At 59.5% G+C, this 19,992-nt stretch carries 16 protein-coding genes; 11 read left to right on the forward strand and 5 right to left on the reverse strand.

All coding sequences use genetic code 11. The features are described from left to right. Positions 1-60 precede the first annotated feature (60 nt). The 4 genes from nusB to F1529_RS04055 all read left to right on the forward strand — a co-directional run bounded on the left by nusB (position 61) and on the right by F1529_RS04055 (position 3,448). A complete protein-coding gene (nusB, locus tag F1529_RS04040; protein WP_007148791.1) occupies positions 61-510 on the forward strand; it encodes a transcription antitermination factor NusB in 450 nt (149 codons plus the stop codon). Between the two features lie 61 nt (positions 511-571). After that, positions 572-1,537, forward strand: coding sequence for a thiamine-phosphate kinase (gene thiL, locus F1529_RS04045; RefSeq protein ID WP_155132304.1), 966 nt, complete (start codon positions 572-574; stop codon positions 1,535-1,537). Positions 1,538-1,630: 93 nt separating this feature from the next. Continuing rightward, positions 1,631-2,116 (forward strand): phosphatidylglycerophosphatase A, encoded by a 486-nt coding sequence (locus F1529_RS04050; RefSeq protein ID WP_007148510.1) that lies wholly within the window; start codon positions 1,631-1,633, stop codon positions 2,114-2,116. Between the two features lie 93 nt (positions 2,117-2,209). After that, complete coding sequence (locus F1529_RS04055; protein ID WP_155132306.1) at positions 2,210-3,448, forward strand: diguanylate cyclase; 1,239 nt, start codon at positions 2,210-2,212, stop codon at positions 3,446-3,448. 32 nt (positions 3,449-3,480) lie between these two features. Here F1529_RS04055 and dxs read toward each other — a convergent pair whose 3' ends face one another. The 4 genes from dxs to F1529_RS04075 all read right to left on the reverse strand — a co-directional run bounded on the left by dxs (position 3,481) and on the right by F1529_RS04075 (position 8,303). Continuing rightward, the gene (dxs, locus tag F1529_RS04060) at positions 3,481-5,403 is read right to left on the reverse strand and encodes a 1-deoxy-D-xylulose-5-phosphate synthase (protein ID WP_155132309.1); all 1,923 of its coding nucleotides are present in this window, start codon (positions 5,401-5,403) and stop codon (positions 3,481-3,483) included. 135 nt (positions 5,404-5,538) lie between these two features. Then, on the reverse strand, positions 5,539-6,462 hold the full coding sequence (locus tag F1529_RS04065; RefSeq protein WP_155132311.1) for a polyprenyl synthetase family protein: 924 nt from the start codon (positions 6,460-6,462) through the stop codon (positions 5,539-5,541). Beyond that, a complete protein-coding gene (locus tag F1529_RS04070) occupies positions 6,452-6,694 on the reverse strand; it encodes an exodeoxyribonuclease VII small subunit (RefSeq protein WP_155132313.1) in 243 nt (80 codons plus the stop codon). Before F1529_RS04070 ends, F1529_RS04065 begins: the two co-directional genes overlap by 11 nt. A 547-nt stretch (positions 6,695-7,241) precedes the next feature. After that, positions 7,242-8,303 carry a porin gene (locus F1529_RS04075; RefSeq protein ID WP_155132315.1) on the reverse strand — a complete coding sequence of 354 codons (1,062 nt, stop codon included), beginning with the start codon at positions 8,301-8,303 and terminating at the stop codon, positions 7,242-7,244. A gap of 575 nt (positions 8,304-8,878) precedes the next feature. On the opposite strand from F1529_RS04075, the gene F1529_RS04080 reads away from it, so the two are divergent. Next, positions 8,879-9,826, forward strand: coding sequence for a tRNA-dihydrouridine synthase (locus tag F1529_RS04080; RefSeq protein ID WP_230457702.1), 948 nt, complete (start codon positions 8,879-8,881; stop codon positions 9,824-9,826). On the opposite strand, the gene F1529_RS04085 is transcribed toward F1529_RS04080, so the two are convergent. Beyond that, on the reverse strand, positions 9,786-10,784 hold the full coding sequence (locus F1529_RS04085; RefSeq protein WP_155132319.1) for an MBL fold metallo-hydrolase: 999 nt from the start codon (positions 10,782-10,784) through the stop codon (positions 9,786-9,788). The genes F1529_RS04080 and F1529_RS04085 overlap by 41 nt on opposite strands. Before the next feature lie 292 nt (positions 10,785-11,076). On the opposite strand from F1529_RS04085, the gene F1529_RS04090 reads away from it, so the two are divergent. The 6 genes from F1529_RS04090 (at position 11,077) to F1529_RS04115 (ending at position 19,796) form a co-directional block, all read left to right on the forward strand. Further along, entirely contained in the window at positions 11,077-11,334 is a 258-nt protein-coding gene (locus F1529_RS04090) for a DUF4212 domain-containing protein (RefSeq protein ID WP_007150358.1), read from the forward strand. Positions 11,335-11,362: 28 nt separating this feature from the next. After that, positions 11,363-13,159 carry a sodium:solute symporter family protein gene (locus F1529_RS04095; RefSeq protein ID WP_007148907.1) on the forward strand — a complete coding sequence of 599 codons (1,797 nt, stop codon included), beginning with the start codon at positions 11,363-11,365 and terminating at the stop codon, positions 13,157-13,159. A gap of 94 nt (positions 13,160-13,253) precedes the next feature. Continuing rightward, positions 13,254-15,065 (forward strand): DUF294 nucleotidyltransferase-like domain-containing protein, encoded by a 1,812-nt coding sequence (locus F1529_RS04100; protein ID WP_155132321.1) that lies wholly within the window; start codon positions 13,254-13,256, stop codon positions 15,063-15,065. A gap of 2 nt (positions 15,066-15,067) precedes the next feature. Beyond that, the gene (locus F1529_RS04105; protein WP_155132323.1) at positions 15,068-15,727 is read left to right on the forward strand and encodes a 3'-5' exonuclease; all 660 of its coding nucleotides are present in this window, start codon (positions 15,068-15,070) and stop codon (positions 15,725-15,727) included. 291 nt (positions 15,728-16,018) lie between these two features. Beyond that, complete coding sequence (locus tag F1529_RS04110; RefSeq protein WP_155132325.1) at positions 16,019-16,234, forward strand: hypothetical protein; 216 nt, start codon at positions 16,019-16,021, stop codon at positions 16,232-16,234. Between the two features lie 94 nt (positions 16,235-16,328). Beyond that, positions 16,329-19,796: a PAS-domain containing protein gene (locus tag F1529_RS04115; protein WP_370456949.1), complete on the forward strand. Its 3,468-nt coding sequence runs from the start codon at positions 16,329-16,331 to the stop codon at positions 19,794-19,796. Positions 19,797-19,992 lie beyond the last annotated feature (196 nt).

Raw genomic sequence — 19,992 nt, forward strand, 5'->3', positions numbered from 1 at the left:
GTTTTCTCCCCGTATGGGGAAAGACGGGGAAAGGGCAGCCTTTATTTTGTAGAGAACACTATGAGCCAAACCAGCCCCAGTGCCCGTCGCAAGGCGCGGCGTTTCACTCTTCAGGCCCTGTACCAATGGCAGCTGGCCGGTGCGGCAGTGAGCGACATCGAAGCCCAGTTCCTGGCGAACCAGGATTTCGCCAAGGTGGACCGTGAGTATTTTCATGATCTGCTGCATGGGGTGCTGGGGCAGGTGAAAACCCTGGATGAGCTGCTTACCCCGTACCTGGATCGGCGGGTGGAGGAGCTGTCCCAGGTGGAAAAAGCGATTCTGCGACTGGGCGCTTTCGAGCTGAAAGAACGTCAGGATGTCCCCTACCGGGTAGTGATCAACGAAGGCATCGAGCTGGCCAAGGTGTTTGGCGCGGAAGATTCCTTCAAATACGTCAACGGGGTGCTCGACAAGCTGGCGCGCCAGTTGCGTTACGCGGAAGCCTCGGAACGTCGCCCCCGTGACTGATCTCCACTGATGGCGCTGGCTTGCCGTGCGTTCTGCCGGCAAGCCGCGTTATGCTTCTGTCATGACTGATCCCGCCGATTTCTCCCAATCGCCTCCGCAAGAGGCGGCTCCTCTGGACGAATTTTCCCTGATCCGGCGTTATTTTCATCATCGTCAGGGCGACACCGTGGTGTTGGGCCCCGGGGATGATGGTGCCTTGCTGGTACCCCCTGCCGGGCAACAGCTGGTGATGACCCAGGATACCAGCCTGGTTGACCGTCACTTTCCAGCAGATATGGCGCCGGCGGATGTGGGGTACCGCTGTCTGGCGGTGAATCTCTCAGACCTGGCCGCCATGGGCGCAAATCCGCTCTGGTTCCTGCTTTCGCTGACCCTGCCGGAGGTGGATGAAGACTGGCTGGCCGAGTTTTCCCGGGGAATGTTTGAACTGGCGGATCAGGCGGGAATCAGCCTGGTAGGCGGCGATATTACCCGTGGCCCGTTGGCGGTCTCCATTCAGGCCACCGGCTCCGTGCCGCCGGGGCTGGCGTTGCGGCGCGACAGGGCCCGGGCGGGGGATCAGATTTGCCTGGGAGGCATCACCGGGGCAGGGCTGCTGGGGTTGGAGCAGTGGCAGGCCGGCCAGCGTCATGGACCTGCCATCGGCCATTTCCGGCGCCCTCGTCCGCAGTGGGAGCTGGGCATGGCGTTGCGCGGCCAGGCCAGCGCCTGTATTGATATTTCCGATGGGGTGCTGGCGGATCTGAGCCATATCCTGCAGGCATCGGGGGGGCTGGGAGCGTGCCTTGATGAAGCGGCCCTGCCAGAGGATCCTCCCGTGCTGGCCGGTTGCAGTGCTGATAAGCAGCGGGCCTTGCAGCTGCAGGGCGGCGATGACTATCTGCTATTGTTTACCCTGCCGGCGGCGCAACCGGTTCCCCGAGGGTGCTATTGCCTGGGGCAGGTGGACGCCCAGCCGGGTATTCGTTTGCGTCAGAGAAACGGGGCGGTGGGCGCCCTGACGGTGGCCGGCTGGCAGCACTTTTGACAAGAGCCGCATGCAAGCAACAGGCAGCATGGCCACACGCTAAACCATACAAAATTCAAAGCAATTGCCGAGACAGAGCCCGCGAGGAATAACATGGAATTTCAACGCCCCAGTATGCGTAACCCGGTGCATTTCCTGGCCTTCGGCTTCGGCTCCGGGCTGGCACCGATCGCGCCGGGCACCTTTGGCACGGTGGCGGCCATGCCGATCTGGTGGCTGTGTGCCCAGCTGCCTTTGTGGGGGTATCTGGCGGTGACCGCTGCGGTGATCGCCGTGGGGCCCTATCTGTGCGGCAAGACCTCTGACGATATGCACGTGCACGACCACCCGGGGATTGTCTGGGACGAGATCGCCGGCCTGCTGATTACCATGATTGCTGTGCCGATCACTCCCTGGGGGGCGCTGGCCGGCTTTGTGGCGTTCCGGGTGTTCGATATCATCAAGCCCTGGCCGATCGGCTGGCTGGATCGACGGGTGGCCGGAGGTCTGGGGATCATGGTCGATGACTTGCTGGCAGGGGTCTATGCCGCGGCCGTGGTGCAATTACTGCTCTGGCAATTTCCTGCCATCTTTACCTGATATCGTTTTGTCACTACCGCTGGCGCCAAAGGGATGGCGCTTCTGAAGGTTAACTTTTAACCTGCAGGAAGATTCATTCGCAAAGGATTTGCAATGTCAGATACGGACCCGCGTTCACGACGGGTGGTGGTGCCCGGGGTGCGCTGGTTGCGCTTCCCGCGACGCCTTGAAGGCGAATACCGGGAGTATCAGTGCCAGGAAGCGGTGGAAAGCTTCCGGGTTAATGCCTTCTATATCCTGCTGCTCTACATGCTGTTGATCACCGGCATTTACGCGCTGGCGCCGGAGCAGGTCCGTGGCTGGTGGTTGTCCACCTATATCTGGGTGGGGATCATCGTGCTGGTGGCCGGTCTGCTTGCCCAGGTGCGGGCACTGGACCGTTATTTCCCTCTCTATGCCGGCCTCGGCAGCTTCCTTGCTGTGGCGGTATCCGTGGCTATTCCCGGTTTTATACGCGACAGCGGTTCCGTCCAGCTGGCCCATGTCTCGGTGATTTATGCCCTCGTTATTGTCTACGCCATGGTTGGCCTGCGCTTTACCGTGGCGTCGCTGGCCGGTTGGGGCGGCGGGTTGGTGGGCGCGCTGATCGCGGAAAAGCTGGGTCAGGGGCTGGACTGGCAGGTGCTGCACCGTACTTATACCGGGATCAGCTTGCTGGGCATGTTCTTGTGTTATTCCACGGAAGTACGCGACCGACTGCTTTTTTTCAACCAACGCCAGCTACTGCGCCAGCAGCGTCGTACCCAGGCACTGGCAGAGCGCCTGCACCGGTTGAGCCGGGAAGACAGTCTCACGGGCCTGGCCAACCGGCGTTTTTTTGATGAGGCCTTCGACAGGGAGTGGCGCCGCTGTAAACGCAGCCGGCAGCCACTGACCGTGATGTTGGTGGATGTGGACCGGTTCAAGGCCTACAACGACCATTACGGGCACCTGCAAGGGGATCTCTGCCTGCAGAAGTTGGCGGCGGAGTTTCGCCGCTACAGCCGCCGCGGAGGGGACCTGGTGGCGCGCTTTGGCGGGGAGGAATTCGTGTTGTTGTACCCGGAAACCGATGAGGTGGAAGCGCAGCAGCTAGCCTCCCGGCTCTGTCGGTCGGTGCGTTCACTGGCCATTCCCCATGCGGACAATCCGGAGATGCAGGAGGTGACCGTCAGTGTTGGGGCCGCGATGATGATCCCCGGTGACCGCCACAGCGCGGGGGATTTGCTGGAAGCGGCGGATCGCGCCTTGTATCTGGCCAAACAAGGGGGCCGGGACGACTGGCGGATGTATGAGGCGCCGCCGCCGGTGCGGTTGGTCAAGGAGTCCAAAAACGACGAAGGGGAGCGATGACCGCTCCCCTTTGGGTTGTGCCTAGAGATTTGCTAGCGCTCCCGGGCTTCGCGCAGGGTCTGCTGGCGGCTCAGGCGCTCGCGGATCTGGCGTTCAATGCCGTCAGCATCCAGCCCACCTTCGGCCAGTAACACGTCCCGCTTGCCGTGATGAATGAAGTGATCCGGCAGCGCCAGGTTGAGCACATCCGCCACCACACCTTCCGCGTGCAACAGTTCATTCACGGCGGAGCCGGCACCCCCCATTTGCTGATGGTCTTCTGCGGTGACCAGCAGTGCGTGCCCGGCGGTGGCCTTGAGAATGGCGTCCCGGTCCAGGGGTTTCACCCAGCGCATGTCCAGCACGGTGGCATTGAGTGCGTTGGCCGCTTCAAGCGCGGCCGGTACCAGTGCCCCAAAGGCCAGGATGGCAACTTGCTGGCCGTTGCGCAGGGTACGGGCCTGGCCGATGGGCAGTGCGGTCATGGTTTCTTCGATGGTGGCACCGGTGCCGGTGCCCCGCGGGTAGCGCACGGCTGCCGGCCCTTCGTGCAGGTAGGCTGAATAGAGCAGCTGGCGGCATTCGTTTTCATCTGAAGGGGCCGCGATGATCATGTTCGGGACGGTGCGCAGGTAGGCAAGATCGAACACGCCCCCATGGGTGGCGCCGTCTTCGCCCACCAGGCCGGCCCGGTCCAGACCGAAGGTCACGTCCAGTTCCTGCAACGCTACATCGTGGATCAGCTGATCATAGCCGCGCTGCAGGAAGGTGGAATAAATGGCCACCACCGGTTTTTGATTCTCACAGGCCAGGCCGCCGGCCAGAGTGACCGCGTGTTGCTCACAAATGGCCACATCATGGTAGCGATCCGGGAAGCGGCGGCTGAATTCCACCATGCCGGAGCCTTCACACATGGCAGGCGTGATGCCCACCAGGCGCGGGTCCTGCTCGGCCATGTCGCACAGCCACTGGCCGAAGATATCCTGGTACTTGGGCAGCTTGGGTTTGCTGGGAACAGCCACCTGTACCTTGGGCTTGGGTTCGATCTTGTTGATGGCGTGGTAGCCCACCGGGTCGGCTTCCGCCGGCGCAAAACCTTTGCCCTTGGTGGTGTAGATATGCAGCAGCTGTGGCCCTTCCAGGTCGCGCAGGTTGCCCAGGGTGCGGACCAGTTCGTCTACATTGTGGCCGTCAATGGGGCCGATATAGTTGAAACCGATGGCCTCGAACAACATGTCCGGGCTGACCATGTTCTTCATGCTTTCTTCCGTGCGGCGGATGAAATCCCAGGCCGCCGGCATGGTGGAAAGCACCTTCTTGCCGCCTTCACGCAGGGCGATGTAACTCTTGCTGGCCCAGATGCGGGCGAAGTAGTTGGAAAGTCCGCCCACATTGTGGGAAATCGACATGTTGTTGTCGTTAAGAATGACCAGCAGGTTGGAGCGCGTATGCGCTGCGTGGCTCATGGCTTCGAACGCCTGGCCAGCGGTCATGGCACCGTCACCAATAATGGCCACGGCACGGCGGTCACTGCCGGCCATTTCCGCGCCCAGCGCCATGCCCAGCGCGGCGCTGATGGAGGTGGACGAGTGGCCCACGCCGAAGGTGTCGTATTCGGATTCGCTGCGTTTGGGGAAGCCGGACAGGCCGCCTGCCTGGCGGATGCTGGTGAGCGATTCCCGGCGCCCGGTAAGAATCTTGTGGGGGTAGCACTGGTGGCCCACATCCCAGACCAGTTTGTCGTCCGGCGTGTGATACAGGTAATGCAGGGCGACAGTCAGCTCTACCACCCCGAGGCCTGCGCCGAAATGCCCGCCACACTGACCTACCGCGTAGAGCAGATATTCACGTAATTCATCGACCACGCGCTCCAGCTGGGAGGCGGGCAGCTGCCGCAGGTCCGCAGGGCTGCTCAGGGTGTCCAGCAGCGGGGTATCGGGTCGCGTCAGCGGAATTTGAGTAAACGTCTTGGGCATAGGGTCATGCAGCCTGATGAGTGCAGGCCAGATAATGGCCAGTGGTCGTCAGTGGAAAGCGGAGTAATCAGGGCGTACCGCCTTCCGCCTGAACCGCTAGTATAACTGTCTGGAGGGGTGGTCGTCAGTGGTGGATCAGTGATTCCGGGTAATGATGTATTGCGCTAATTGTTGCAGCGGCAGGGCGCGTGGGCCATAGCCGGCCAGGGCTTGTTGCGCCTGGTCACACAGTTGCCGGGCGCGTTGCTGGCTTTGCTCCAGGCCGAGCAGGGAGGGAAAGGTGCTCTTTTGCAGCTTTTCATCGGAGCCGGAAGGCTTGCCGAGCTGTTCGGTGGCGGCGGTGATATCGAGGATGTCGTCCTGGATCTGGAATGCCAGGCCAATGGCATCGCCAAAGTCGGTCAGGTTGCTGAGCAGGGCGGGATCGTCGTTTTCTGCTGCAAAGTATCCCAGCTGCAGGCTGGCAGTGATCAGGCGGCCGGTTTTCAGATAATGCATTTCTTCCAGTGCCGCCACGGTCTGTTGCTGGCCCTGGGCGAGCATGTCCTGCATCTGGCCGGCGGCCATGCCGTCCACGCCTGCTGCCTGGCACAGGTGTTGAATCAGGACAATGCGGCTGTCGCTGCTGTAATCACCATGGCAGGCAAGCAGCTCGAAAGCGCGGGTGTGCAGGGTGTCGCCGGCCAGAATGGCGGTGGCTTCGTCGAAGGCCTTGTGGCAGGTGGCCTGGCCCCGGCGCAGGTCGTCGTCGTCCATGGCGGGCAGATCGTCGTGAACCAGGGAATAGGCATGGATCAATTCCACCGCCACCGCAGGCACATCGGCCTGGGCCGCGCTCGCGCCTGCCAGCTGGGCGGCGCCGTAGACCAGTAGCGGGCGAATGCGTTTGCCGCCGCTGAGCGCGGCATAGCGCATGGCCTGGCTGAGTCGGGAAGCGGCACTCTGGGCGGGCAGGTAGTGGTCCAGGGCCTGTTCCAGGCGGGCCTTGGCTGTCTCGGTCAGCTGGTTCAGCGCGACGAAATCGCCGGGCGCGGCCTTGCGGGTTGTATCATTGCTCATTGTCACCACCGGTGAAGGGGGCAGGCTCGGCGCGGTCGTTCTGCTCCAGCAGAATGCGTACCTTCTGTTCAGCCTGTTGCAGGGCCTGTTGGCATTCCCGGGACAGGCGCACTCCTTCCTCAAAGGCTTTGAGGGAATCTTCCAGGGTCAGCTCACCGGATTCCATCCGTCCCACCAGGGCTTCCAGACTGTCCAGCGAGGTTTCCAGCGCGGGGGCTGCGTTTTTTGCCATGAGCGTCTCCTCGGATCCGTCACCGGGACCCCGTCTTTGCTGTGTCTGCCCCTGCTGCGGGCTGTGCTGGCGGCAACAGTAATGCAGCGGCTGTGGTGAATCAATTCCGGGTTGTGAGCCGGCAGGGGGGATGGAACCGGGTCAGGGCAACCGTTCAACTGATTTGATCTATTCTAAGTGATTGATATAAAAAGGGTAAGGCGGGAAGGGAAAAGAGGCAGGGAGGATTGATTCCAAATGGTTCTAACCAGGGGCTTCCGCCCGGTTGCTGCGGCTGATTATATTGAAAGGCCCGCCGGAGCTCGCAGGCTGCTTCTTCCTCTGATCTCCTAAGCTATGGCGTTTCGCTTGCGTCAACCGGCGGGGGATTCTGATTGAGCACCCCTCATGCTGCGCGCATCACGCATCATGTTGTAGAGCCATGCGAATATTTTCCGGATAAGAACAAACAGGCCGCGCCCAGATTTTGAGCGCGGCCTGTTTGGTTTCCGGTGCGCATCACACTACAACGCGTTGTTGTGTCCAGCGTGATGCGTGCCAGCGGCTCTTAAAAATCAAACCGCATACCCACCGTGAAGACCTGACCATCGCTTTCCACCTGGTAACCCGCCAGCGGATTAAAGCTTTCGGAGTTGGGGGTGTAGATGGCATAGCCCAGCTCTTCGTAGAAGTATTCCGCAAAGAACTTCAGGTTTTCGGTGTGACGGTAGTCCAGCCCGACCTGGGCAGAATCCCCCTGGAAGAAGGCATCGCCTTCATCGGTTTCTTCACCATGGGCGACCATGGCGCGCAGGGTGTACTTGTTCCAGCTGTAGGAACCCAACAGGTTGTAGGTCACCGGGTCATCGTCCTGCACGGTGTCGTCGTTGGTCAGCAGCTGTTCCACCTTGGCGGCGAAGCGCCAGTTACCCGGGGACCAGGCTGCGGAGATCCCCGCCTGATCGGCATGCTTGGCGGATTCCTGCTCACTGTCCTGGTAACCGATACCAAAGGCCAGCGAGTCGGTTACCGCATAGGACAGCGCGTACTGCATGGTATCCAGATAGCTGGTGCCCTGTTGATCAGTCAGGTCGACACCAGAAACGGTGGCCGTGAAGCCGCCCATGCTGGGGGTGGTGTAGGTGAGCGCATCGCGGCGAAAGGTGGCCTGGGTGGCGTAGCCAGAATAGAAGGAGCTGAAGAAATCCAGCGGGTAAGCCACGCTGTTGTAGTACGCCAGCCACTGGGTACCGACGCGCACGCTACCAAAGCGGTCGTGGGCAACGGTAATGTCGGCGACCCGCGGCTTGTTGTTGCCTTTGTAACTTTCCTGGAAGAAGGTCGGGTCTTCCGCTTGCAGGCGTGCGGAATTAATCGGGAATTCCACCGTGCCGGTAATATTGAAATGCTCGAAGTCATCATATTTGGCGGTGACACCCAGTCGGGAGTACGCATCTCGAAGCCCGGTGTAGGAATCGTCTTCGCCGGGTTGCGCCTGGTCGACAGAAACGGCTTCTGTCTGGATGCGCAGGGAACCGTAGGGGGTAACCTCCAGATCCGCCTGGGCAGGCAGGGCGGCAAAGCCAGCCAGCAGGGCTGTCGATAATGGCAAAATACGTTGCTGTTTCATCAGTTTCTCTCCCTCATTTTTTATCGCAAAAAAACGTGCGGCCTGGCGCGGGGGAGGCGACAGGCCTATGAGTTGTGGGGTGGTGTAAGGCGAAATATTGCGTATTCGCGTTTGGGTGTCGGCAGCGTGTCGCGCAGCGCACACGACGCAATAAGGGAAAGAAAAACGCACGCAAAAGACGGTGGATGCGTGGAGATGGAACACTCGGTAACCCGGAGAAAAGGTGGCAGACTTTCTCGGCAGTGTACCCTCTTGCGCCTTCCCGATAAGGCGTTGGCGGCGTTAACCATGCAGGAAAAAACATGGTGATACCGTGTCGATGGCGCTCGCGAATGATGCTTTTTTCATTGCGTTCCCTCACGTTGCCAGGGGCGCCTGCTACCGCTTTTCCGGCGTGCCAGTGTCCCCGAGTAGCGTCCATTCTTGCGCAAATTGTTATTTACCGTGGCAAATGAACACCGTTATTGCAAGAAAAGCCGGATGTTTTGTGGTGTGGTTCGTGGTGGAGAAGGAAGAAGGTTGAATGCACTTTCGTCCGCAATTACGCGTATTCGGCAACGCTGCAGTAGCCTAGAATGCGCGCCATGAAATTGATTCTGGCCCCCATGGAAGGCCTGGCGGATTTTTGGGTTCGCCAGGCATTAACGGATGTGGGCGACTACGACTGGTGTGTCAGTGAGTTTGTCCGTGTCAGCGGGCTGCTGTTGCCGCCCAGGGTGTTTTATCGCTGGTGCCCCGAGTTAAAACTTGGCGCGCGCACCCGGGCGGGCACGCCTGTGCATCTTCAGTTACTGGGCTCCGAACCTGACTGCATGGCGGAAAATGCGGTGCGTGCAGTGGCGCTTGGGGCGCCAGCGATTGATTTGAATTTTGGTTGCCCGGCGAAAACCGTGAACCGTCATCGTGGCGGTGCCGTGTTGCTTGATGAGCCAGAGGTGGTGCATGCGGTGACGGCGGCGGTGCGTGACGCTGTGCCGGCCAATGTGCCCGTGTCCGTGAAAATGCGTCTGGGTAATGAAGACGATGCCCGGGCGCTGGACAACGCCCGGGCGGTGGTGGAGGCCGGAGCTGCCTGGTTGACGGTACACGGGCGCACCAAGCGCCAGGGCTATAAACCTCCGGCATTCTGGGATCGTATCGGCCACATCCGTGAGGTGGTGTCGATTCCGGTGATTGCCAATGGCGAGATCTGGACTGCGGACGATGCGGCTCGGGCTCGCCAGGAAAGCGGTTGTGATGATCTTATGCTCGGGCGCGGCGCGGTGGCCAACCCGCGTCTGGTCTCCGTGTTGCGGCACGGTGGGGAGCCTGGCTGGGATGCGATCTTGCCGATCCTGCAACAGTTCTGGGTGGACGTGGCGGGTACCGGCACTGATGCGCAATTGGCCGGGCGCATAAAACAGTGGTTGAGTTACCTGCGCCGGCGCTGGCCCCAGGCGGTGCAATTGCTGGAGCAGCTGAAACGCGAAACCCGGCCGGAGGTTATTGCCCGGATACTGTCGGACTTCGTGCCTGTAACGTAAAGGGCTGAAAGGGCGGCAGGACCAGGAAGTCGCCGTTGTGCCGGCCTGCCAACGCCTGGAAAGACGCATGCATGTTGTCCAGGCCCCAGGGGAGCGGTTTCACATCTGCGGTCAGTTCACTGAAAAAATCATCCCAGTGCACCGGTATCACCGTGTGGGCACCTACCGCGTTGGCGGTTTCCTCCATGAACATCTGCTGATAATGATCCGTTTGTTTGCCCAGGCTGGCGCTGGCCAGCAGGGCATAGTCAGCCTGGTAACCCGTCAGCGCCCCGGGGACCGCTCCGGAACTTCCCTGAATCAGCAGCGATCCGGCGGGATGGGTAATGACCACGGCGTAGCTTTGTCCTTCCTCCCAGGCTCCCACTCGTGCGGGTGGGGTGACCGGTGCGGCGATGTCACCCTTGCCGGTCATGGCTTCCACGGGCGCGGGCAGTGGCACATGGCTGGCCGGGACAAAGTGCACGGTAAATTGCCCAAACGAATACGGCTGATGGGGGACGATGGTGGTGATGCGGGAATCCGGCAGGCCACCGCCCTTGCCCACCATGGCCGTAGACGAGGAGCCCAGCAATTGTGCGCCGGTGCGTTTTGCGACTTCCGCCACATCCATGGCGTGATCGAAATGAGAGTGCAGCACCAGCTGGGCGTCCAGTGAGGTAATGCCGGCCTGTGCGAGGGCGTGCTCAATGCGCTGTGTATTCGGTGCTATCCGGGTGAACAACAATCGCGGAATGGAAACCCGGGAGAAGTACCCATCGGTGAGCAGGTGGGTGTGGCCGTCGCTGATCAGGATGGTGCTGGTGCCCAGGTAGGTGAGCGTGACCGAGCCCTTTTCCGGAGCGGGTTGCGTGGGCGCCACAGGCCAACGTGTCAGGTCGGGCGAAAGCGTCAGCAGCAATGAGCCGCCGAGAATCACAAGCAGAAACGCGGCCAACAGCCATCGCGCTATTTTCATTATCTATCCATGATTGTTTTTATCGACTCGAAAATTCCCTGTCTGAGCCATGGGGCTCAACGAACAGACCCGCGAGTTTAACGGAAAACCGCCGATATCGCAGGCCGGGGATGCCTTTTTCCGGGTGGCTCGCTTTTTCCATGCGCTCCGGGAGCCTGCTGTGCCCTGTCCGACTTCGACTAAAGTCATACTGTGCTGCCATGGCCCTTTGGCTAGTCTGGGTATCGAGCCTATCCCTTGTCTGCCTGAAAAGGGGGTGGCCTGATTTCCTGATGACGCAGAGGGACGAGTAATGAAAGAAGAAAACGCCCGCGCCTACTGGGCCGCTAACCTGCGATTGATTTTTACCTACGTGGCTATCTGGTTCGTTGTCTCCTATGGCTGCGGCATATTGCTGGTAGATGAACTCAATCAAATCCAATTCTTTGGTTTCAAGCTGGGCTTCTGGTTTGCGCAACAGGGAGCGATCTACGTGTTCCTGGTGCTGATCATTAAATACGCGCACTCCATGAACAAGCTGGACCGCAAATTTGACGTCCACGAAGACTAACCGCTGAACAGATAAAGAGAGACATCCTATGGATATTCAGACACTCACTTATCTCTTTGTAGGCGGTTCGTTTGCGCTCTACATCGGGATTGCGATCTGGTCACGGGCCGGGTCGACCAAAGATTTTTACGTGGCCGGTGGCGGGGTTTCCCCGATCGCCAATGGGGCAGCAACCGCGGCTGACTGGATGTCAGCGGCGTCATTTATTTCCATGGCCGGGATTATTGCCTACTCCGGCTACGATGCATCGGTATACCTGATGGGGTGGACCGGGGGGTATGTGCTGCTGGCCATGCTGCTGGCACCTTACCTGCGCAAGTTCGGTAAATTTACCGTGCCGGACTTTATCGGTGACCGTTACTACTCCAACGTGGCCAGAACCGTAGCGGTGATCTGCGTGATCTTCGTGTCCTTTACCTATGTGGCGGGCCAGATGCGCGGTACCGGTATCGTGTTCGCCCGCTTCCTGGAAGTGAATGTGAATACCGGTGTAGTGATCGGTATGGCCATCGTGTTCTTCTACGCCGTGCTGGGCGGTATGAAAGGGATCACCTATACCCAGGTCGCGCAGTACTGTGTGCTGATTTTTGCCTTCCTGGTGCCGGCGGTTTTCCTGTCCATCATGATGACCGGCCACGTCCTTCCGCAGACCGGTTTCGGTGGCACGGTGCTGGATGCTGCCGGGAATGACAGTGGGGTGTATCTGTTGCACAAGCTGGATCAGGTGGTCACCGATCTGGGCTTTACCGAATACACAGAAGGCTCAAAGTCCACCATTGATGTGTTCTTTATTGCTGCGGCATTGATGTGCGGTACCGCGGGCCTGCCCCACGTGATCGTGCGTTTCTTCACGGTGCCACGGGTGAAAGATGCCCGTATCAGTGCCGGCTGGGCGTTGTTCTTTATCGCCTTGCTGTACACCTCTGCACCGGCGGTGGGCGCGTTCGCACGGCTCAACCTGATCGACACCGTGAACGAAACCCAATACACCGAACTGCCGGAATGGTTTTATAACTGGGAAAACTCCGGGTTGATCGGCTGGGTGGACAAGAACGGTGATGGTGCAGTGCAGATGCGCGCCGGGGCCCCCTTCGAAGGCAAGCCGACCTATGCCGGCAGCCGTGAAGAAACCAAAGGCAGCTACGGGGAGCGTGTGCTGACCAATGCCCCCACGGATAACTCCTCGGAAGTGTATATCGACCGCGACATCATCGTGTTGGCTAACCCGGAAATCGGCAATCTGCCTGCCTGGGTGATTGCGCTGGTGGCGGCCGGTGGGGTGGCGGCAGCACTGTCCACGGCCGCGGGGCTGTTGCTGGTGATATCCAGTGCCATCTCCCATGACCTGCTAAAGAAAACCCTGATGCCGGGTATCAATGAGAAACAGGAGTTGTTGGCTGCCCGGGGGGCTGCCGTTGTGGCCATCGTCATTGCCGGTTACTTCGGGATCAACCCGCCCGGCTTTGTGGCCCAGGTGGTGGCTTTTGCCTTCGGTCTCGCCGCGGCCAGCTTCTTCCCGGTGATCCTCATGGGCATCTTCTACAAGCGCATGAACAAGGAAGGGGCGATTGCCGGCATGCTGGTCGGCCTGATCTTCACCTTCAGCTACATTGTGTTCTTCAAGTTCGTCTCGCCAGAGCTGAACAATGCGGAACACTGGTTGCTGGGCGTGTCGCCTGAAGGCATCGGCACCTTTGGGATGATGCTCAACTTTGCTGTGGCCTTCGCGGTATCGCGAGTGACGGCGCCGCCTCCTGAGCATATCCAGCACATTGTGGAAGACATCCGTATTCCGCGAGGTGCCGGTGAAGCGTCTGCACACTGAGCACGGGTAACACAGGAACCGGTGCGGGGGCTTCCTCCGCACCGGTTTTTGCGTTTAATAATGACAGCAAAGACGCAATGGCGGAGTTAACCGAATGATTGATCAGGAACTGAATCAGTATCCGTTCAGCCAGCTTGGCGAAGCCGGTCGCCGCCGTTTGCAGGAAGGAACCGATCTGGCCTATTACGAACCGGATGACATTATTCTCGACGCGGCCAGTACCAGCGATTCTGTCTTTCTCGTGCACAAGGGCAGCGTGGCAGAGCTGGACGTGAACGCGCCGGATGGCCGTCGCCAGGTGGGGGTTTATGCCGCCGGCGATTTATTCGGGGCGATTAGTGTATTGAATGGGCAAAGCCGTTACCGGTTTCGTGCCGAGCAGCAGACACTGTGCTACCTGATCCCGGCAGGACTGTTTCGCGAGCTGTGTGAAAGCGAAGTGGAGTTCGGCCGTTATTTCAGCCAGCGGCTGGCGGAGAAAAACCAGCGCCTGGCAGAACGCCGGGAAGGGGGCGTAACCCTGGCGGGTTTTATGCTGGCGCGGGTGGATGCGTGTATGCGTGAGCCCCTGATCATGCCGGAACAGGCCACCGTACGGGATGCCGTGACCGCGCTGAAACAGCACGGCGTGGACAGCGTGTTGATTCAGCATCAACAGCATTACGCCATTGTCACCAAGACCGATCTGCTGACCGCGCTGGTGATGAGCAATCAATCGCCGGATACCCGTTTGGCTGAGGTGGCGGAAACGGAGCTGGTTACCGCCCGTCCGGGCGATTACCTGTTCGCGGCCTTGACCCGGATGACTCGGCACAAGGTGGCGCGGGTGGTGGTCATGGAAAGGGGCGTTGCTGTGGGGGTGGTGGAGCTCACCGATGTGCTCAGCTTCTTTTCCAGTCGCTCCTATGTGGTGGGGCTGGAAATTGAGAAAGCGGATACGCTGGAAACGTTGCAACTGGCCAGCGCCCGCCTGCCCGATCTGGTGGATACGCTGATGGCCCAGGGGGTAAAAATGCGGTTCGCCATGGATTTGCTGGCCGCCCTCAACGGCCGCTTGATGAGCAAGGCCTATGAAATGGTGGTGCCCGCCGACCAGCAGCGGGCCTGCCTGATGGTGATGGGCAGCGAAGGGCGTGGTGAGCAGATACTGAAAACGGACCAGGATAACGGCCTGATTCTGGGCGAGCACCAGCAGTGGTCAGGCTGTGATCAGGATATGCAGCGCTTTACCCGCACCCTGCTGTCGTTGGGTTACCCCCCTTGCCCGGGGAACGTAATGGTCTCCAATCCGCAGTGGACCGGGCCGGTGTCGCGTTGGCAGCAGCGCGTGCAGAACTGGGCCGGGGATCCGGGCGGAAAAGGCCTGTTGAACCTGACAATCCTCACCGATGCACACGCAGTGGCCGGTGATCCCGGGCTGCTGGAAAGTGTGCGCGATACCCTGTTTTCCCGATGCAGTGATGATCAGTTGCTGATGGCCCATTTTGCCCGCCCGGTCCTGCAGTTTGCCACGCCGCTGAATTTGTTCGGCTCGCTGAAGAAGCCCCAGCATGGCATCGATATCAAGAAAGGCGCCCTGTTCCCGCTGGTGCATGGCGTGCGGGCCATGGCGTTGCAGTGCCGGATTCGGGAAACCTCGACCCTGGCGCGGCTGGATAAACTGGTGGCCGCCGGTGCCATGGAGCCCGGCTTTGCTGAAGACCTGGGTGAGGCCATGGAATTGTTCAGTGAGCTGCGGCTGTCCCGGCAGCTGGCCAAATTGCAGGGCGAAGACGAAACAGTGGAGGACAATCATATCGTGGTGCAGCAGCTATCTTCGCTGGAAAGGGATTTGCTGCGGGATGCGTTGCATCTGGTCAGCGAGTTCAAGCAACGTTTGTCGCGCCGTTTCCATCTGGAATATTGAACATGAACCGTGACTGGCGCTGGAAAAGCATGTTGCCGCAGTGGCCCGGTTCCAAATGGCGCCGGTTCCGTGACCGGTGCCGCCATGGGCAGGGCCCCTATGCGCACCTCTTTGCTCCCTATGATGGGGATCAGGTCGTTGCCATTGATTGTGAGACCACGGGCCTGGACAGTCGCACCGCAGAACTGGTGTCCATTGCGGCGGTAGTTATAAAAGATGGGCGGGTACTGAGTAGCCAGGGTCTGGATGTGAAGCTGATGCCACCGGACAGCCTCAAGGAGGACACTATTCGCATTCACCGGCTACGGCCGGTGGATCTGGAAGGCGGTGAAAGTGTGCGCGACGCGCTGGATGCCTTGCTGGCACTGGTGGGTAACCGCCCGTTGGTGGGCTGGTGTGTGGCTTTTGATGTGGCCATGATCAATCGGTATTTGCGCCCGCTAATGGGGTTTGATTTACCCAATGACATCATCGAGTTATCTGCGCTGTATCAAAAGAAAATGCGCTACTGGCAGCCGGACGTGACTCCCGACCTGCGCTTTGATGCCATGGCCAGCGCCTTGCAGGTGCCGGTGATGGAACGGCACACCGCCCGGGGAGATGCGGTGACCAGTGCGCTGATGTACTTGCAACTGCAGAAATCGATATTAAGGAGCCTCTGAAAAACTCCTTGCGTGCTCAGTCTTTCAGGCTGGTTCGCAATCTAGGCGCGCTTTTGAAGGTGTATGTCCATCCATCAAAAAAGCGCAACAACGAGTGCGGGCCAGCCTGAAAGACCCGAAGGGCACGGCCTGAAGCGCACATCTGCTGCGCCTTGCCTCTAGGAAAGGGAACCACCCTGTCCGTCGAGACAAGACACAACAGCTGCACGCTTCAGGCCACGCTGAGCACGTAAGGAGTTTTTCAGAGGCTCCTCAAATTAACGACGGCCGATAAAAAGGAAGGAAGTGCTGATGTTCTATGCAGAAAAAGTAGCGCTGATAGTGGGCCTCTGCCTGGTTCTGTACGCCTATTTTCGCTACTGGCGCCGTACCGGCGATGGTCAGGGGCTGGTGATGTTCTGGCGCCGGGCCATGGCACTCAGTGTGGTGGAGTTCAAACTGCAACGCGGTGGCATTGCGCTGCTACTGGTGGCCGTGGTGCTACGCTTTGCCCAGGCGCTGCTATAAGCTCAACAAGAGTCGCAACAGGCAGCATGCTCCATGCAACAGGTAAACGCACGATAAGCGATTCCTGATTTTCTTTAACCAACGGGGAGAGGCGGTGTTTTCACTGTGGCAATTGGGTGCGTTGGCACTGGCTTATGTGTTGGTGTTGTTCGTTATCGCCTGGTGGGGCGATCGGGCTGCCCGACAGGGCCGCAAGACCTTTCACAATGCCTGGGTGTACAGCCTGGGGTTGGGGGTCTATTGCACCTCCTGGACTTTCTACGGCGCCGTTGGTGAAGCCGCCCAGAACGGCTGGAACTATCTGCCGATTTATCTGGGGCCGATCATTACCGTATTGCTGGGCGGCTCACTGATCTACAAGATGGTGTCGGTGGCCCAGCAGCAGCATATTACCTCCATTGCCGATTTTCTGGCCGCCCGCTACGGCAAATCCCGCCGTCTTGCTGTGCTGGTCACCCTGGTGGCCATTGTCGGGGTGCTGCCCTACATCGCCTTACAGCTAAAAGCCGTCACCCTGTCGTTTGATTATGTGCTGGAGGAATCTGCGCCGGGCCAGGTGGATACGGCGCTGGTGGTAGCTGCGCTGATGGCTATCTTTACCTTGCTGTTCGGTACCCGGCATATCGATACCACCGAACACCAATCCGGTCTGATGCTGGCGGTGAGCTTTGAATCCTTTATCAAGGTTGTGGCGTTTGTCGGGCTGGGCTTGTATTGCCTGTATGCCATTTTTGATGGCCCGGTGGATATGTGGCAGCAGCTGAGCGAGCGCAGCGATGTCATGCAGAGCTTTGAGCCGACCCTGTTTTCGCAAAGTTTCGTCACTTCATTATTGCTCTCCATGGTGGCGATTCTCTGCCTGCCCCGTCAGTTCCATGCCGGCGTGGTAGAAAATAATGACCTGCGCCATTTGCGCACCACGCGCTGGCTGTTTCCGTTGTATCTGGCGCTGTTTGCGATTTTTGTTCTGCCGATTGTGATTGCCGGCGTGATTACCCAGCCCTACCTGATCGGTCATGCAGATACCTACATGTTGTCGTTGCCCATGGCCCAGGGCAGCCACGGCATGTTGATGTTGTCATTCATCGGCGGAATCGCAGCGGCCACCGGTATGGTGATCGTCTCCACCATGGCGTTGGCGATCATGCTGACCAATGAAGTGCTGTTGCCCATGTGGCTGCAGTCGCGGCTCAATGAAAAGGATCAGCTGTCGGATCTCAGCACGCAACTGCGCTTTCTGCGCCGGGCCAGCATTCTGGTGCTGCTGGGGCTGGCGTTTGCCTTCCATACGCTGATCGACCGGTTCGACGGCCTTGCCAGTATCGGGCTGCTGTCGTTTGCCGCAGTGGCCCAGTTCGCGCCATCACTGATTGGTGCCCTGTACTGGCGCAATGGTCATAAGCAGGGCGCGTTTATCGGCCTGGCGCTGGGGTTTGTGGTGTGGTTTTACTGCCTGCTGGCGCCGGTGATTCTGCCCGTGGAGTGGGTGGCCGTGCTCAACACCCAGGGGCTGTTCGGCCTGGGCCTGTTACGCCCCCATGCCATGTTCGGCATCGAAGGGCTGGAGCCTCTGACCCATGGTGTGTTCTGGTCGGTGTCCGTGAATCTGGCCGCGTTTATCTACTATTCCCGCCGAGCCAACCATGATGCCCTGGATGAAGCCCAGGCGGCCCGGTTTGTGGATATGCCCACGGACTGGTGGCGCGAAGGTATGGGGCACCCCTCCATTACCACCATCGAATTGCTGGAAGTCTGCAAGCGCGGGTTGGGGCATCCACGGGCGGAACCTTTGTTCTTCGATTACATGCGCCGGCGTGGGGTGTCGGAAGAATTGGAATTGCCGGCGCCACTGCATCTGGTGCGATATGTGGAACGGTTGCTGGCGGGCACCATGGGGGCCTCCACCGCACGCATTGTGATGAGCTCGTTGCTGCGTAAACAGAATGGCCGCCACGATGATGTGGTGCGGATGATGGACGAAGCCTCCGAGCTGATCCAGTTCAACCATCAGCTGCTGCGCACCACCATTGAAACCATTAGCCAGGGCATCTGCGTGGTGGACCGGGATATGCAGGTGGTGGCCTGGAATCAGGCCTACGTAAAGCTGTTTGATTATCCGGACGGGTTGATTCGGTTAGGGCGCTCCATCGCCGATGTGTATCGCTATAACGCTGAACGGGGTTATTACGACGGCGAAAATATGGAAGAAAACGTGACGCGGCGGGTGCAATTATTACGCGAAGGGTATGCCCATCAGTTCGAACGGGAGCTGCCCAACGGCATCGTAGTGGAAGTACGCGGTACACCCATGGTGGGCGGTGGTTTTGTCAGCACCTATATGGACATCACCGAACGCAAACACGATGAAAAAGCACTGCGCCAGATCAATGAGAATCTGGAGCAGATGGTATCGGAGCGCACCCGCAAACTGTCGGAGCTGAATGCCAAACTGGCACAGGCCAATGAAGGGAAAACCCGCTTCCTGGCGGCCGCTGGCCATGACCTGATGCAGCCTTTGAATGCCGCGCAGTTGTTTGCTTCATCGTTGCGTCAGCAGTTGCGTAACCAGGAAAAGGGCCAGTTCGACCATGAGGTGCAGGTACTCGGGCATATCGACAGTTCCCTGCAAGCGGCGGAACAGATTATTTCTGCGTTGCTGGAAATCAGCAAACTGGATACCGGCACCATGGCGACGCACATCCATCCCTTGCGTTTGTCGTCATTGATGACGCCGCTGGGTCAGGAGTTTGCTGCGCTGGCCAGCGCGCAAGGGCTGACGTTGCGAGCGGTGTCATGCAGTGCGGTGGTGGACAGCGATGAAGTATTGTTGCGACGGGTATTGCAGAACCTGTTGTCCAATGCGGTTCGGTATACGGATTCCGGGCGCATCCTGTTCGGTGCGCGCCGGCTGCACAATGCCGTGCGCATTGATGTGTGGGATACCGGGCCGGGGATTCCCGGTGATCAGCATGAACAAATCTTCCGGGAGTTTCATCGTCTGCCTCAGCTGCATAATCGTGAGGTAAAAGGTCTGGGGTTGGGGCTGGCCATCGCCGACCGGATTTGTCGTTTGCTGGGCCATGCTTTAACCGTCCGTTCCTGGCCGGATAAAGGCACCGTTTTTAGCGTAACGCTGCCGCTGTCGACAGGGGATGTGCCGCCATTGCTGCAGGATGAACCGTTGCTCGGGCGCCGGGATATCCAGGGCGTACGTGTTTTCTGTGTGGATAATGATTCCGCGCTGCTGGCGAGCCTGGTGGCGGCCCTGCAAACCCTGGGTTGCGAGGTGGTCGCGGCCAGCGGCCTGAAGGAAGCACAGGAGAAGGCAGCGCAAAGCTGGGTGCCGGATGTATTGTTGGTGGATTTCCAGTTGGATCATGAAGACGGGTTTGACGTGATCGAAGCGCTGGATCATTGCTGGGAGGACGTCATCCCAGCGGTGCTAATGACCGCAGACCGGCGCCCGGAAGTCCGCGCCAGAGCAGAAGAGCAAGGGGTAGGCTTCCTGCAAAAACCGATTTCCGAAGCCATATTGCAACGAACGCTGGAAGGGCTTTTGTAAGCTGCGTGCAGCGCTTGATGGAATGGGAAAATTCCGGCCCCTGGTATCTACGCCGTGGTTGTAGGAGCGTCGCTGGCGGCGCGATAACCCAGGTATGAAAAGACAGGTTTGCCACAGAGAACACAGGGTTCACGGAGGAAAAGAAGGGGGGCTTTCTCAGTGACCTCTGTGGTGAAAGGCTTTTGAAGCTGGCCTC

Origin of the sequence: Alcanivorax sp. VBW004 (genome assembly GCF_009718865.1) — a bacterium.
GTDB lineage: Bacteria > Pseudomonadota > Gammaproteobacteria > Pseudomonadales > Alcanivoracaceae > Alcanivorax.

What these genes read in the sequence shown, in the direction of transcription:
- F1529_RS04065 (WP_155132311.1), bottom strand. Translation starts at nt 6,462, where the DNA reads ATGAGCAATGATACAACCCGCAAGGCCGCGCCCGGCGATTTCGTCGCG.
- F1529_RS04105 (WP_155132323.1), top strand. Translation starts at nt 15,068, where the DNA reads ATGAACCGTGACTGGCGCTGGAAAAGCATGTTGCCGCAGTGGCCCGGT.
- F1529_RS04085 (WP_155132319.1), bottom strand. Translation starts at nt 10,784, where the DNA reads ATGAAAATAGCGCGATGGCTGTTGGCCGCGTTTCTGCTTGTGATTCTC.
- F1529_RS04100 (WP_155132321.1), top strand. Translation starts at nt 13,254, where the DNA reads ATGATTGATCAGGAACTGAATCAGTATCCGTTCAGCCAGCTTGGCGAA.
- F1529_RS04070 (WP_155132313.1), bottom strand. Translation starts at nt 6,694, where the DNA reads ATGGCAAAAAACGCAGCCCCCGCGCTGGAAACCTCGCTGGACAGTCTG.
- F1529_RS04050 (WP_007148510.1), top strand. Translation starts at nt 1,631, where the DNA reads ATGGAATTTCAACGCCCCAGTATGCGTAACCCGGTGCATTTCCTGGCC.
- F1529_RS04090 (WP_007150358.1), top strand. Translation starts at nt 11,077, where the DNA reads ATGAAAGAAGAAAACGCCCGCGCCTACTGGGCCGCTAACCTGCGATTG.
- F1529_RS04080 (WP_230457702.1), top strand. Translation starts at nt 8,879, where the DNA reads ATGCGCGCCATGAAATTGATTCTGGCCCCCATGGAAGGCCTGGCGGAT.
- thiL (WP_155132304.1), top strand. Translation starts at nt 572, where the DNA reads ATGACTGATCCCGCCGATTTCTCCCAATCGCCTCCGCAAGAGGCGGCT.
- F1529_RS04110 (WP_155132325.1), top strand. Translation starts at nt 16,019, where the DNA reads ATGTTCTATGCAGAAAAAGTAGCGCTGATAGTGGGCCTCTGCCTGGTT.
- dxs (WP_155132309.1), bottom strand. Translation starts at nt 5,403, where the DNA reads ATGCCCAAGACGTTTACTCAAATTCCGCTGACGCGACCCGATACCCCG.
- F1529_RS04055 (WP_155132306.1), top strand. Translation starts at nt 2,210, where the DNA reads ATGTCAGATACGGACCCGCGTTCACGACGGGTGGTGGTGCCCGGGGTG.
- F1529_RS04095 (WP_007148907.1), top strand. Translation starts at nt 11,363, where the DNA reads ATGGATATTCAGACACTCACTTATCTCTTTGTAGGCGGTTCGTTTGCG.
- nusB (WP_007148791.1), top strand. Translation starts at nt 61, where the DNA reads ATGAGCCAAACCAGCCCCAGTGCCCGTCGCAAGGCGCGGCGTTTCACT.
- F1529_RS04075 (WP_155132315.1), bottom strand. Translation starts at nt 8,303, where the DNA reads ATGAAACAGCAACGTATTTTGCCATTATCGACAGCCCTGCTGGCTGGC.